The sequence below is a fragment of the Planctomycetaceae bacterium genome (assembly GCA_041398785.1).
Classification (GTDB): Bacteria; Planctomycetota; Planctomycetia; order Planctomycetales; family Planctomycetaceae; genus JAWKUA01.
The window spans coordinates 280,462-293,947 of the sequence record JAWKUA010000001.1; the positions used below are offsets into that span (position 1 = coordinate 280,462).

10 protein-coding genes are annotated in these 13,486 nt (G+C 60.9%); 2 read left to right on the forward strand and 8 right to left on the reverse strand.

The genetic code is table 11. The features are described 5' to 3' along the window. The first annotated feature begins 249 nt into the window (after nucleotides 1–249). A complete protein-coding gene (locus tag R3C19_01170; GenBank protein ID MEZ6058952.1) occupies nucleotides 250–1,008 on the forward strand; it encodes a hypothetical protein in 759 nt (252 codons plus the stop codon). Nucleotides 1,009–1,056: 48 nt separating this feature from the next. On the opposite strand, the gene R3C19_01175 is transcribed toward R3C19_01170, so the two are convergent. The 6 genes from R3C19_01175 to R3C19_01200 all read right to left on the reverse strand — a co-directional run bounded on the left by R3C19_01175 (nucleotide 1,057) and on the right by R3C19_01200 (nucleotide 10,124). Next, nucleotides 1,057–2,508 (reverse strand): neutral/alkaline non-lysosomal ceramidase N-terminal domain-containing protein, encoded by a 1,452-nt coding sequence (locus R3C19_01175; GenBank protein MEZ6058953.1) that lies wholly within the window; start codon nucleotides 2,506–2,508, stop codon nucleotides 1,057–1,059. Next, nucleotides 2,505–3,911 carry a YiiX/YebB-like N1pC/P60 family cysteine hydrolase gene (locus tag R3C19_01180; protein MEZ6058954.1) on the reverse strand — a complete coding sequence of 469 codons (1,407 nt, stop codon included), beginning with the start codon at nucleotides 3,909–3,911 and terminating at the stop codon, nucleotides 2,505–2,507. Before R3C19_01180 ends, R3C19_01175 begins: the two co-directional genes overlap by 4 nt. A 239-nt stretch (nucleotides 3,912–4,150) precedes the next feature. Then, a complete protein-coding gene (locus tag R3C19_01185) occupies nucleotides 4,151–5,500 on the reverse strand; it encodes a DUF1501 domain-containing protein (protein ID MEZ6058955.1) in 1,350 nt (449 codons plus the stop codon). A 168-nt stretch (nucleotides 5,501–5,668) separates the two neighbouring features. Further along, entirely contained in the window at nucleotides 5,669–7,582 is a 1,914-nt protein-coding gene (locus R3C19_01190; GenBank protein MEZ6058956.1) for a heavy metal translocating P-type ATPase, read from the reverse strand. 9 nt (nucleotides 7,583–7,591) lie between these two features. Beyond that, on the reverse strand, nucleotides 7,592–9,697 hold the full coding sequence (glgP, locus tag R3C19_01195) for an alpha-glucan family phosphorylase (protein ID MEZ6058957.1): 2,106 nt from the start codon (nucleotides 9,695–9,697) through the stop codon (nucleotides 7,592–7,594). Then, on the reverse strand, nucleotides 9,612–10,124 hold the full coding sequence (locus R3C19_01200) for a DUF3417 domain-containing protein (GenBank protein MEZ6058958.1): 513 nt from the start codon (nucleotides 10,122–10,124) through the stop codon (nucleotides 9,612–9,614). The genes glgP and R3C19_01200 overlap by 86 nt, the downstream gene beginning before the upstream one ends. A gap of 318 nt (nucleotides 10,125–10,442) precedes the next feature. On the opposite strand from R3C19_01200, the gene rpmA reads away from it, so the two are divergent. Further along, a complete protein-coding gene (gene rpmA / locus R3C19_01205; protein ID MEZ6058959.1) occupies nucleotides 10,443–10,697 on the forward strand; it encodes a 50S ribosomal protein L27 in 255 nt (84 codons plus the stop codon). 145 nt (nucleotides 10,698–10,842) lie between these two features. On the opposite strand, the gene R3C19_01210 is transcribed toward rpmA, so the two are convergent. Then, on the reverse strand, nucleotides 10,843–11,868 hold the full coding sequence (locus R3C19_01210; protein ID MEZ6058960.1) for a hypothetical protein: 1,026 nt from the start codon (nucleotides 11,866–11,868) through the stop codon (nucleotides 10,843–10,845). Nucleotides 11,869–12,230: 362 nt separating this feature from the next. Next, nucleotides 12,231–13,133: an NAD(P)-dependent oxidoreductase gene (locus R3C19_01215; GenBank protein MEZ6058961.1), complete on the reverse strand. Its 903-nt coding sequence runs from the start codon at nucleotides 13,131–13,133 to the stop codon at nucleotides 12,231–12,233. Nucleotides 13,134–13,486: the final 353 nt, after the last annotated feature.

The following is a 13,486-nucleotide window of genomic DNA, read 5'->3' on the forward strand; positions in this document are numbered from 1 at the left end:
GCCGCATGAATACGGACTCGCAATTTTCGCCGATCTGGGCCATTCGGGATTGCGCTGGATGCCGCTGTGTGCTGCAACGCCGTCGGGGCTTCCGTTTGTGGCGAAAACTTGATGGCTTTTCGAAGAAAAGTGCTCAGTGCGCCGAATCGTCGCGTCGATTTACCTGAACAGCAGCGGTGCGCCGATTCTGACACTTGTAACTCTCCGGCTCGCGCGACGCAGGTTTTCACGCACCCACTGGAGGCAATCGTGGACTATTCTGGCCAACTGATTCCCAACGACGCGGTGGGCTATTTCTGCGTTGCTTCCGACCGCGTGCGTTACCCGATTCAGGTTGTGACCAGCGGCCAGTTTCGGATTGGCAGCGGAAGGGACTGCCATCTGCGGCTCGGAGAAGGCTCGATTCCCGAATTTCTCTGCGTCGTCGATGCCGCTGACCGCTGTGCCCGACTGGAGTGCTCGTCCGGCTCGCCGGCTGTCCTGATTAACGGCATACCGGCAACATCCGCCAGTCTGCACGACGGAGATCTGATCGAAGTCGAAAGCTACCGGTTGCTGTTTCGGCTGCTGTCTGAAGACACTCGCATCACGCTCGACGAACTGCATTTCGCTCCGGAAGAACAGATTGCCCCGGATCAGCCGAATGCTGCCCGGCTGGTTGACCTGTTGCAGCAGGAACTGACGCTTATCGAGGAACACGAGCGGACAAAAAGCGACGCTGTCGCGGAACTGCTGGCCGCTGCCGAGCGGGAGGGCGACGAAGCTCACTTCGCGAAGGCTGCGGAACTGCCAACGGACCTTTCCGCAAGTGAAGCACTGCTGCACGTGATCGAAATCCTGAATCGGCAGCAGGAAGCAAGCCGGATTCGAATGGAGTCCGTCACGGAAGTTCTGAACAACGTCGTGCGGCAGCAGCAGGCGGTCGCCGACACGCTGCAGGTGCTGTCTGAGCGCATCGTCGCTTTGGAAGCCGGTCGCGAATTCGTCCAGCGTCGCGCCAGTGCCTGACAGCCGGGTTTCACGGATCCCGCGACATCGGTCGCCGGAACCGTTCATTCAAAGGCTTTCCAGCAGCGATTTCGCTGTCGCGATAATGTGCTCCTCGACGACTTCCGACCAGATCGTCGGCTGTCCGTAGTAAATCATCGACGAGGCACCTTCGTAGCCGCCTTCCCGCAGCACTCGCAGCGACGGAATGTAGGCCATGACATCGTTGCTGTAGCCGGCGATCCACAAATCACGGTTTGCGATCTCCGCCTTCAGCCGCAGCGAAAAATCCACCACAACTTCGCCGCCCAGAATCACCGTGCGAGCGTCGTCGCCGATCGCCCAGGCCTGAACCGGGTACGGATAAGTCGCCGCAAGCCGGCCCTGTGAAGCGATCGTTTGCAGCAACAGCTTCGCTCGGCGGGCGATGTATACGTTATCCGACGAAGCATCCAGTTCGAGCTGTTCCTGCGAAGGCAGCTCACCGAACGCCAGGTCGATCTCGCGGTAAGCGGTGCGGAGTGATCCCGTCACTTTCTTCATGTCCGATGCCAGAACGCGGTCAACCGCATCGGCCGTGTCGCGACCGTATTCCTCAGCCAGTTCCACGGTTCTGCGGGGCAGCGGATTCTGGTCGGCTCCGCATCCGGCGACGAACATGGCTACCGCGGTTGGGTGCCGCCGCTCAATTTCGATCTGCGCGAACCCCGGCCAGTCACCGGACCATTGAAAGAATGAAAGCACGGTTGCGTGGCAGGCATAGCCGAAGACGATTGTTTTCAGAGTTCCGTCGCTGCCGCGAACGACCAGCACCGGAGCCGCGTGGTCGACCGGTCCCTGCAACTGACCGGCTTCCCGCAGCGCTGGTACGTCGGGTTCACGGTTGTTGCGCCGATTCACCGCGAAGTCTGCGGCGTCCCGACCATAACTCAAAGCCGCCGGAGCCACATCCTGATAGGCCTTCGCCACTACGTCGACCACCGATTGAATCAGGAACGCCCGGTAATCGCGGACCAATGCCGCCTGGTCGTTTCCGTAGGAATACATCGCTCCCAGATTTTCACCGACCACCGGTCCCGTGTGCGTGTGTGACGTCGCCAGAGCGATCTGTGAACGCTGCAGTCCGTGAACGGTTTGCAGCGTCTCACAGATCTCGCGCGAGGTGTCCCGATCAATGCCGATCAGATCCAGAGTCACCAGCACGGCGTCGTGACCACCCGCGTCGCGCATGACCAGTGCCTTGGCCCACAGGTCGTGAAGTTTGCCTTCCGCGGGTTTGTCGCGTGACGCGTACCCGGACATCCACATCAGCTTCTGCGGAGTAATGACTGTCCTGGCGACTCCTGCCTGCCAGCCACTATCGTCGGCAACTGCCGCGGCATGGCCACCGTACAAAAGGACGATCGCAAGTACGGAGATCCGCGCCGCGACGACACACAGGCCTGACTGAAAAAAGCGTACAACGGCTCCGCGCGTGGTTGTCTGAGATTTGCTGCCGGACGAAGAGTGAACTGTTGTCATTTCTCTGATTGCTCCTCCGAAGGATTTGAGGCGGACGGATTCTTGCGGCCAATCGTCTCACGAACAGTTTGTTCCGCCGTCCCGCCGGACGCAATCTCACTGGATTTCAGCGGACAGAAACTCACGACAACCTGAAAGCCGTTGCGATTCAGCGCCATCTTCAGCAGATCCTCGGCGGACAGTGTCAGGCGTCCGGCGCGGCGAGTCAGTTCGAAATTCAGGCCGCCGATACCTTCATAGGACCGATACACAACTTCGGTGCAGACCATTCGATCTGATCGTGAAAAGTCGAAGTCGAAATCGTACGGCTTGCCGTCGTGAAAGAATCCCCGGCCGATCGCGATCAGCACGTCCTGCCGGGACAACGTCGGGCGAATGACGGTAACCGCATCGCAGGACAGCGGCACAGCCAGCGACCGCACCCGGACTCCGTCCTTCAGCGATTCCAGAACCCGATTCGGTCGCTGAGCATCGCAGTCCTGCAGAGCCTGCCAGCGCGACCGGACATTGTCATGTTCGTGCAGTCCGCTTTCCTGAAGTTCGGTCGTCGTGCCGATGTACAGCGCCGCATGAGGCCAATACCCTGGCAGAAAATAGTTCGTGATCGCGTGTTCCTTGCGAGTGATGATCACGTCGCCCGGCTGCAGCAGTGTCTGCAGGCTGGCTTCCACGTCCGATGGCAGATGCGGCTTGTGTCCCGACTGCAGATACTTCTCCGAAATCAACTGCGAAACAAGCTTCTGCAGCCCGTACAAAGCTCGCCCCAGAAGTTCTGTGCCCAGTCGAGTTCTCAGCGCCCGCGCGCGGACGCGGGTTCGGGCGACCAGATATCGGTCAACCGTGACGTCCAGCCGATGCTGAAGCCGCGGAATGATGGACAGTGCGTGCTGAAATTCGATCGTCCCCTTCGCAACTTCATTCAAGGGCGACCAGTGCTGCTGGACGTACTTCGCGGCGTGATAAAGGTGCCACGCATGAACAGTGCTGGTCAGTGACTTTTGCACCAGGTCGTACGTGCCGCGCGGAATGCCGTAGTGCGGTTCCGGTTCGTTCAGCTTGGATCGCACAACAGGCCGATGATGAAAGCTCTCGCGCAGAAATCGAGCGCCGTCGACCAGCACCAGGGCTCCGGCATAAGCGATCGCCAGAGCCAGTCCGCGACGTTCCGGTTCAAAACGATCGACCTGATGCAGCGAACTGACAAGTTCGAACAGCGCGTTGCGAGCGGTCCAGTAGGACACCAGCAGGTGCCGCGTTTGCTCGTCTTCGGTCGGCGTAAAAAAGCCGCGTTCAGAAGCGTGAAACGCCTGCGCGAGCAACGTCGCTTCGGCCTTCATGCCGTCGAAGTGGTCGGCGATGTTGACCACAGTCGCGGCGCCGAGTCGCAGTTCGTCGTAGGACATTGGGCCATTCCGGATGTGACGCGATGCTGGCGTGTTTTTCCGGTCGTCAATGTAGCGGAACTTCGCGGAATTCGCGCCGCTGCGCCGTCCGACGGCATCGTCAGCCGTCCGCGTCGCGCAAAAATCGGATGCTGAACCAAGCGGCGGCAGGACGGGCGGCATTCATATCAGCCGCCCGCCTCAGGGCGCCAACTTCACGGCGCGGTACAGAGCGTGGCGACCTCAGCAGTCGGACGGCGTTACAGCAATTCGTGCGGAACCTCACCGCCGGGAACCAGGTGCGTTGGTCGTCCGGACAGGTCAAAGATTTCGTCGTCGACGCGAAGTCCGAGTGCGTGGTAGACGGTCGCACAGAAATCTTCGACGCCGATCTTGCGCGACGTCGGGTGTTCGGCCTTGCTGTTGGTGCTGCCGATGACCTGACCGTGCCTGAACCCACCGCCGGCCAGCAGAATGCTTTGCGCCTGCGGCCAGTGATCGCGACCGGCGTTGTCGTTGATTCGCGGCGTATGGCCGAACTCGCCCGCGGTCACGACCAGAGTATCGTCCAGCATTCCGCGATCGGCGAGATCCTGAATCAGCACGCCAACACACTTGTCATGCCGCGGCAGCTTGTCTCGCAGCGCGCGTTCGATATGGCCGTGGTCATCGAAGTAGCCGGTGTTCAGGGATACGAACCGCACGCCGGCTTCGATCAGCCGCCGGGCCAGCAGCGCTTGTTCTCCCCAGCCGGGACCGTACTTGTCGCGAAGCTGCTGATCTTCTTCAGACACATCAAAGGCTTTGCGAACACGTCCGGAAAGTACGATATCCAGCGCCTGCTGGTCGACCGCGTCCATCTGATCGAACGTGCGATTGTGATCAATTCTTCGTTTCAGGCTGTCCAGTTGCTGCTGCAGTCCGACGCGGTTCATCATGCGTTTTTCGGACAGACCATCGACCAGCGAGAAGCTGCTGTGATCGCCCGTCGGCAGTCGCCCGGCTTCGTTGCCATAGCTGAATTCACCGTAGCGAAACGGGTTGTAGTTCACACCCAGCCACGCTCCGCCGTGATAACCGAAACCACCGTCGTTCATGTTGACGTTGGTCAGGGCGCCGGGCTGAGTCGGTCCCAGCAGATGCGACGCGACGGCTCCCATCGACGGCATGCGAGGCGGGCGATCACTGCCGGTCGCGCCCAGGCGACCGGTCAGCATCCAGTGAGCCGCTGCCCAGTGATCGCCGTTGTAATGCGAAAAGCTGCGGATGACGGTGCACTTATCCATCACATTGGCGTGCTCGGGCAGCAGTTCGCAGACGTCAAGTCCCGGCAGCGTCGACGCAATGGGATTGAACGGTCCGCGGTATTCCGCCGGAGCCAGCGGCTTCATGTCGAACGTATCCAGTTGGGACGGTCCGCCGTGCATCCAGATCAGAATCACTGACTTTTTGGAAGTCGCCGCCGGGTGCTTTCGCGACTGTTCCGCGCGGAGCAGTCCCGGCAGAGTCAGCCCAAACGTGCTCATCCCCCCGACCTGCAGAAATCGGCGCCGGTTGATCCCGTCGCAGAAGGCTTTCGCGCCTTTGAGATTTCCGTTGATTTGCAGCATGGCGGGGTTCCTTTCGGACAGGCAACGGGCTGTGCGGTAACCGGGCGGGCTTCAAAGTCTAACTTTACAGGGTTTTTCGGCAAAGGCAGACGGTAATTCTGAACTGCGGATGGCGAATCGGGCAAGTGACGTTTCATCGAGCAGCCGCTTCCGGTGGGGTGCCGCGAGTCAGTAATCCGTCAGGGACCGCGGCGGCAGAGCAACTCGAAGGGCATTCACCACGGCCAGCACGTCGATGATTTCCTGAGTCACGGCTCCTGCCACCGGCGGCAGGTATCCGGCAGCGGCGATGAACATGGCGACAATGCTGATCGCCATTCCTCCCACGGCGCTTTGCAGAGCAATGGTTCTCATGCGGCGGCCGATGTGCATCAGTTCGTCCACTTTCTGCAGCGACGAATCCATGACGACGGCTCCGGCGGCTTCCGTGGTGACATCGCTGTTCTGGCCAAACGCAACGCCGACGGTAGCGGCCATCAGCGCGGGAGCGTCGTTGATTCCGTCGCCCACGAATACAGTGTCGGCCTGAGCCGTTTCGCGACGAACGATTGTGAGTTTCTCTTCGGGACTCTTTTCGGCATAAACCTCGGTCACGCCGACCAGGTCCGCCAGGTAGCGGACCTCGGACTCACGGTCACCGGACAACAGCATGACACGGTCAATCTGATGTCTGGGCCGCAGGTGTCGAACGAACGGTTCGCCTTCTTTCCGCGGCGCATCCCGGAATCGGTATGTCGCGGCATAGCGTTCGTCGATCAGGACGACACATTCCAGACCACCGGACTGCGGCGGAAGCTGAGCGACGGCGTCGGGGAATTCCGCGGCGAGTGCCTTGCGACTGGTAATGCGAACCGTCTTGCCACCGACTCGGCCCCGCAGACCCTGTCCCGGCCGTTCACTGATTTCTGCGGTCTGGTGTATGGCCACGCCGTTTTCACGGCCTGCCGCCACGATCGATTCGGCCAGCGGATGCCGGGAATAGGCTTCGACGCTGGCGACAAGTGACAGCACGGTCGTCGCTTCGAAACCGTCCGCGCAAAGCTGTTCGGTAAGCTGCGGTTCGCCGTAGGTCAGCGTCCCGGTCTTGTCGAAGATCATCGTGCGGCAGCCGTCAATCTTTTCCAGAACGGCCGGGTCCCGAATGACGATCGCTCGCCGAGCTGCCAGCGAAATCGAACCGATGATCGCCACCGGAATGGCAATCAGCAGCGGGCACGGAGTGGCGACAACCATCACCGCCAGAAACCGGATGGGGTCGCCACTGGCAAACCACGCGGCCAGAGCAACAGCCACCGCAATCGGTGTGTACACGGCACCAAGCTGATCGCCCAGACGACGAATTCGCGGCCGGTGCTGCTGCGATGACTGCATCACCTGCATGATCTGAGCGTAGCGGGAATTTACCGCCAGCTTGTCGGCCTGAATCGTCAGCGCCGAATCTCCGTTGATCGCACCGGACAGCACTGCGGCTCCGGGAGTCTTGGACATCAGATACGGTTCGCCGGTCAGGTAGGATTCGTCCATGACGCTGTGTCCTTCCAGCACTGTGCCGTCGACGGGACAGACTTCGTGCGGAAGAATCAGCAGGACGTCGCCGACGGCGATCTGCTCCAGCGGAACATCCACAAGCCGCGAATCCGTTCTTCTATGAGCGATCGACGGCATGCGTTTCGACAGCGCTTCCAGCACGGACGACGCGCTGCGAACCGCGTAGGCTTCCAGAGCTTCACCGCCGGACAGCATCAGCACGACCAGAGTCCCCGCCAGATACTCTTCCAGCAGCGCGGCGGTCACTATGGAGATCCCGGCCAGCAGATCTGACCCGAACTCGCGCCGGAACAGCTTCACCAGCAGTCCCCAGACGAGCGGAATTCCGCCAAGCACCAGCGCTGCGTACAGCGGCAGATTGATCAGCCGCGCAGAATCCGGCACATATCGCCGCAGCACGAAATGCACCACGATGGCAATGATTGCCAGCAGCGCGATCAGCAACTGCATGTGGCTGGATCGTGCTTCTGTCAGCGCGTCGCGTTCTGCGGAGGCGGAGTTCCGAGTGGCGGCCGTGCGGTGCGTTTCACCCATCTCGATTTCTTAAACTGTGGTCTCGCGGTCCCGCCACAGGATGTGTGATTCTTCCAGCGGCACAAAGGCATCCGGGTGAAACGGAACAATGCGGGGCGTATAGTCCTCGGCAGGGCGATCCGCCGGAACCGTGGCTTCGTACAGGAATCCGTTGAGAGATCCCGGAAGGCTGCGAGTCCGTTCACAGGGCACGACGATGCAGTCGGCCTGTCCGGTCGCGTCGGAATAAAGTTCCACTCGGACATCGTCGCACTCAAGTTCCGCCAGGTAGGCGTGAATTTCAAAGTGCAGTTTCCCGTCACCGGCACTGACTCGCAGATCTCCGAAGTGGATTCGGGGCCAGGTGTCCGCCAGCCGCCGCTGCCAGTTCGCGATCTTCACAGCCAGCGCCCCATCACGGGCGGCTCTGCGTTCGTAGGCTTCGGCGGCGGGCAGATAGGCCTGTTCGACATAGTCACGGACCATGCGATTGCTGCTGAACACGGGAGTCAGCTGCGACATGCTGTTCCTGACGCGATCCAGCCATTTGCGAGGCACGCCGGACGGGTCGCGGTCATAGAACTCGGGAACGATGTGCTCCTCAAGCTGCCGGTAGAACTCCGTCGCTTCCCGCGCGTCGCGAACCGCCGGGTTGTCTTCTTCTCCGTCACCAATCGTCCAGCCGACGTCGGGTTGGTACGCTTCGTCCCACCAGCCGTCCCGGACGGACAGATTCAGACCGCCGTTGAACAGGATCTTCATGCCGCTGGTTCCGCAGGCTTCCGCCGGTCGCCGCGGTGTGTTAAGCCAGACATCGACTCCACTGGCCAGGTGCCGAGCCAGCACAATGTCGTAGTCCTCCAGAAAGACCACGTGGTCGCGCAGTTCCGGTTGCATGGCGAACTGCGCCATGGCTCGCACCATCGACTTTCCGTAGGTGTCATTCGGATGGGCCTTGCCGGCGACAATCAGTTGCGCGGGACGATCCGGATTCAGCAGCAGCCGCTTCATTCGGTCGCCGTCGGTCAGCAACAGATTGGGCCGCTTGTATTCGGTGAATCGCCGGGCGAATCCCAGAGTCAGCACGTTCGGGTCCAGCACCTGGGCCGCGCGGCGGACGCGGTCTCCCGTGTGTCCCCGGACACGCAGTTGATGCGCCAGCCGGCCTCGAACGTATTCCACCAGCGACAGGCGTGACTTGCCTCGCAGGTCCCACAGTCGCACCGGATCCGTCAGACGGATTCGGCCCGCGGCTGATTCCAGATCAGCCAGCGGACCCAGATCTTCGGGACTGCCGCACCACAGGTGTCTCGCCGACGATGAATTCCATGTGCCGCAGTCAACGCCGTTCGTGATGGCTCCCACCGGAACCTCCCGCACGGGCCAGCGAGGAAACAACTGGCTGAACATCTGCCGACTGACGCGTCCATGCAGCTTGCTGACGCCGTTGATCCGGGAACAGCCGTGCATGGCAAGGTACGCCATGTTGAAGGGTTCTCTGAGGTTGGCGGGATCGCGGCGACCCAACGCCACGACGCGGTCCGCGGAAATTCCGGTCGTTGTCAGAAACGGCTCCGCAAACTGAGCTACCATCGATGGGTCAAACACATCAAACGCCGCCGATACCGGCGTGTGGGTCGTAAAGACATTCCCCGCTTTGGTGGCTCGGAACGCGGCGGCAGGTGTGACTCCGTGTCGTTCGGAAAACGTCGCCGTTCGCGCGAGAACCGCAAAGGCGGCGTGACCTTCGTTCAGATGGCAAATGTCGACGTCGATGCCCAGAGTCTGCAGGGCCTGCCAGCCACCGACTCCCAGCACGATTTCCTGAAGCAGCCGCTTTTCCTTTCCTGCGTCATACAGGCTGGCCGTGATGCCTCGGTCCCATGCGCTGTTCAGCGGATCGTTTGTGTCCAGCAGGTACAGCGAAACGCGGCCGATCTTTGCCTGCCACACTCTGACCCGCAGAGTTCGACCGGGCAGCGGCAGTAGCACCCGGCACAGGTCGCCGTTTTCACGCAGCACCGGTCGGACGGGAAGGAAGTCGGGGTCGTTATAGGGAAACGCCTCCAACTGATAGCCGTCGTCGGCCAGAATTTGACGAAAGTAGCCCTGCTGGTAGAGCAACCCGATTCCCACCAGCGGCACTCCCCAGATCGCTGGAACTCTTGAGGTAGTCGCCGGCCAGGATCCCGAGTCCTCCGGAATAGATCGGCAGCGCTTCACTCAGGCCAAACTCCATACTGAAATAGGCGACTCGCTTAAGCTGGCTGTCCGGATGTTCCTGCTGAAACCAGCCGGTGGCGGAGTCGTATTCCCGAATCATTCGGCGGATGCGAGCCAGTTCGTGCAGAAGTTCCTGGTCGCGGGCCGCGATTTGCAGACCCTCTTCGTCGACGTTCATCAGCGTCAGGAACGGGTTTTCCGTCCGAGCCCAGATGTACGGCTCCAGCCGCTTCCAGAGACCTTCGACCAGCGGGCTTCCCGTCCATCGCAGATCCAGCGCCAAAGCGTCCAGTTCCTCCAGCTCTCTGGGAAGTCGGCGAACCCCATCACCTCGTTTCATGCGATTTCACCTTCGCGACCTGACGACTGGCGGCTAACCCCGAGACTGACCGGTAACGCAGCCCATCATAGCGGTTGCCAATCGATGCGGCTGCCGGACGGGCTTTTCGGTGGCCAAATTAACATTGTGGAGGCCGGCCGGCTGACACGATGCCTCAGCAGACGTTCTCATCCGGTGAACAATTGCGGCGCCGCCGGCAAATGTCTTGCAAATTTCGGGGCAGCCGTCAGAATCCCGCGTTCGGTTTTCCCGCGGATGACTCTGTTTTTCTGCAGTTCTTTCGCATTCTCATTCGATCTGAAATCCGGAGCATCAGCCATGGCTCATAAGAAGGGACAGGGGTCCAGCCGAAACGGCCGCGATTCCACAGCGCAGCGGCGCGGTGTCAAGAAGTTCGGCGGACAGTCGGTTCTGGCGGGAAACATCCTGGTCCGACAGTGCGGAACCAAGTGGCACGCCGGCCGAAACGTCGGTATCGGCCGCGATTACACGCTCTTCGCACTCTGCGACGGCGAGGTCTATTTCGACCAGAAGGGACGACGGATCAACGTGGCAGTGGCCGAAAACAACTGAGGGATTCCGTCGGCGGTTAATCCGTCGGGCATTCCTAAGCGAGCCCGCCGGTTGGAAATTCGCAGAACGTATGGGCGAACGGAAAACTCCGTTCGCCTTTTGTCTGCGCGGACCGAAGAGGGGACACCGGCGTTTCGGCCGAACATCATCGAAGCGAAACAGGCGTTTCGTCGGATGCGACATCGTCGTCGCGCGGTTCCGTTGAGGAATCCGTTAACAGCCTGTCGGTATGGCGGCCAACGGACGTCACCAGCGTATTCGGTCCCATCGCATCGAACACCGTGGAATCGTGGATCAGCTCCTTCGTAAGCAGTCTGCCGGCGGCGATGTCGAATGTGGCAGTGCCTTTCGGAGTCGCCTGCAGCAGTTGTCCCTTTTCAAGTGGCGTCAGGCGCCCAACGACCGACGTGGAAAATTCAATCGTGGCAATTCCGTCGTCGACACCGGTCAGCCGGTAGGTCTGCAGCAGATTGACTTTCCGTTTGAAGTCAGGCCCGCTTCTCAGCTTGACGACAAGGAACGTTTTCCATGTTTCCCCGACAGCGACGGGGTGATCGGGCAGAGGAATCGCGAATCCGGCCGTCGCCGGAGTTTCGGCTGCTCCCTGCTCATCTTCCCCGGTATTGTCGCCCGGCGCGTCGGCCAGAGATGCGGAATTCAGCGGAATGCCCGTCGTTTCCACAACGAATCGCGGCGCGGCCTGCCGCAGACTATGCGCAGCGGAGCGGAAGGTCGCAGGCACTTCATTCGGTGCCATGCTGCTGTCGAAGATGACGGGATCACCGCCGTTGGCACGCAATTCCATCCGGACGTGTTCGAACTGCATGGCGACGGTCGCCGAACCGTCTTCGTTCAGTTCCTCAATGCGAAATCGACGGGTCTGCCGGACGCGGGTCACGTCCTCCTTTCTGTTCGAACCGACCATCGCCTGCATCGTCATGGTTTCGTCAGTTTTGTATCGCAGCACCTGACCGTCCTGAAACCGGTAGCGGAGCAGGTACGTCTCGGCCGCCGCAGCCGGCGTCTCGACGGCCGCATCGGTTTCCACAACGGCGACAGAATCGGCGACCGTCTTTCCCGCGCCGTCCGGTTCGGCAGAAACTGCCGGTATGGGTGAAAAAACGGTCAGAACGCAGGTCAGCCCGAATGGGGATATCAGCAGCAACTTCATCCGTGAACCTTTCGTTGCCTGGAAATCTTGGGGATTTCGCACCGTCGACGTGCCTGGCGCCGGCGGGAGCGATGCTATCACATCAGGCGAAATCGCATCGAGAGCATTTCGCCGGGTGCTGCATCAGCCAAAACGTGGTTGGATCGCGCCTGACAAACCACCGGATGTCGAACAGTTGACGTCTTTGGTGGTGTTGCCTCCCGTCGCCGCCTTCCTTGCTACTGCAGCGGTGGTTTCAGAGGAATCGAATGAAAGCTCGAGATTCCCCGGTTCCGCGAAATCCGAAGCGATGCCGAAACATCGCACTGCAAAACATTCCTGGTGTAGGCACTGACTGCCAGCGGAAACGCGTGCGGCGGCGATCAGTACTTCCCGTCCCGGGCTTCGAAGTGCGTGGGCTTGTTCAGTGTCGGACTGCCTCGTTTCAGCCAGTCAGCAACCCAGTCCACCAGTTGTTCCGTGCTGACTGCCGGCGGCCCGAAAAGCCGGTGTGACTTCGCCGGGTTGTTCAGCCACGCCGTGTCTGATTCGCGGCCGGTCAACTGAGCCTCCACACCGAAGCGGACGGCAAAGGCGTGAGCAAGATCCCGCACGCGCAGCACGTCCGCTCCCGTCACGTTGAAGATCTCCGGCGGAGCGGCCGCGTGAGGAAGCGCCTGGACAATGTGAGCGATCGCGTCTCCCTGCCAGATGACGTTGACGTATCCCGTTGTCAGGTCGACGGGCCTGCCGGCCATCACGGCCTGCGCGATGTCAACCAGAACACCGTATCGCAGGTCGATGGAATAGTTCAGACGAATGATGCTGCTGCGCGTGCCAAGCCGGCCGGCCTCGACGAATGCCTGTTCGCGCCCAAGACACGATTCGGCGTACGCACCGGGCGGGTCGGTGGGCGATGATTCCGTGGAACCACCGGATTCGGGAGTCGTGAAGGAATACACGCAACCCGTCGACAGCGCGACGATGGAGGATCGCCGAAAACGATCGGCAACAGTCCGTGGCATTTCGACGTTCATCTGTCGCAGAGAATCCGGGTTCTGGCTGCTTCCGAATTTGATTCCGGCCAGGAAGAAAACGTTTTCGACGTCCGGCAGCGACGCGACCTGCCGTTCGTCAGCTAAGTCCGCCGGCCGGACATCGCAGCCGGCTGCCGCGAAGTCCGCCTGCGATTCCGCGGAGCCGAACCGTGACACCGCGATCACGGAATCACGCCGCCCCAGCTCCTGCAGCGCACGGCACAGCATCAGGCTCAGGTGAAACCCCATCTTTCCGCCGGCTCCAAGCACCGCGAACGATCCAGGACACTGACCGACCGCATTCAGAACCCGCTCCGTGGGTCGAGAAATGAGCTGGTGCAGTTCCGCCAGGTTCCCCGGAGAACTCGGCGACGCGAATGATGATGCAGTCGAATAACTGGAGTCGGTAGTCATATGCGGGAAGGTGGCGGGATTCTCAACAGTCCGGGCAAAGGCACAGCTCGCGTCCGTCGCCTGACCTGGATTTTGTCACAGTGGGCCGCTCGTGGTCCGACGGAACAATCTTCGGCGACGTTTTTCGGTTTCGGCATGTTTCAGTACGCTTCGTCCCCGTCGCTTTCCTGCAATTGCGGGAAGGCAGT

Excerpts from the sequence above, each read along its gene's own strand:
- R3C19_01215 (MEZ6058961.1), bottom strand. The coding sequence starts at position 13,133 with ATGGGGTTTCACCTGAGCCTGATGCTGTGCCGTGCGCTGCAGGAGCTG.
- R3C19_01200 (MEZ6058958.1), bottom strand. The coding sequence starts at position 10,124 with ATGAAACGAGGTGATGGGGTTCGCCGACTTCCCAGAGAGCTGGAGGAA.
- R3C19_01180 (MEZ6058954.1), bottom strand. The coding sequence starts at position 3,911 with ATGTCCTACGACGAACTGCGACTCGGCGCCGCGACTGTGGTCAACATC.
- R3C19_01190 (MEZ6058956.1), bottom strand. The coding sequence starts at position 7,582 with ATGGGTGAAACGCACCGCACGGCCGCCACTCGGAACTCCGCCTCCGCA.
- R3C19_01185 (MEZ6058955.1), bottom strand. The coding sequence starts at position 5,500 with ATGCTGCAAATCAACGGAAATCTCAAAGGCGCGAAAGCCTTCTGCGAC.
- rpmA (MEZ6058959.1), top strand. The coding sequence starts at position 10,443 with ATGGCTCATAAGAAGGGACAGGGGTCCAGCCGAAACGGCCGCGATTCC.
- R3C19_01175 (MEZ6058953.1), bottom strand. The coding sequence starts at position 2,508 with ATGACAACAGTTCACTCTTCGTCCGGCAGCAAATCTCAGACAACCACG.
- R3C19_01210 (MEZ6058960.1), bottom strand. The coding sequence starts at position 11,868 with ATGAAGTTGCTGCTGATATCCCCATTCGGGCTGACCTGCGTTCTGACC.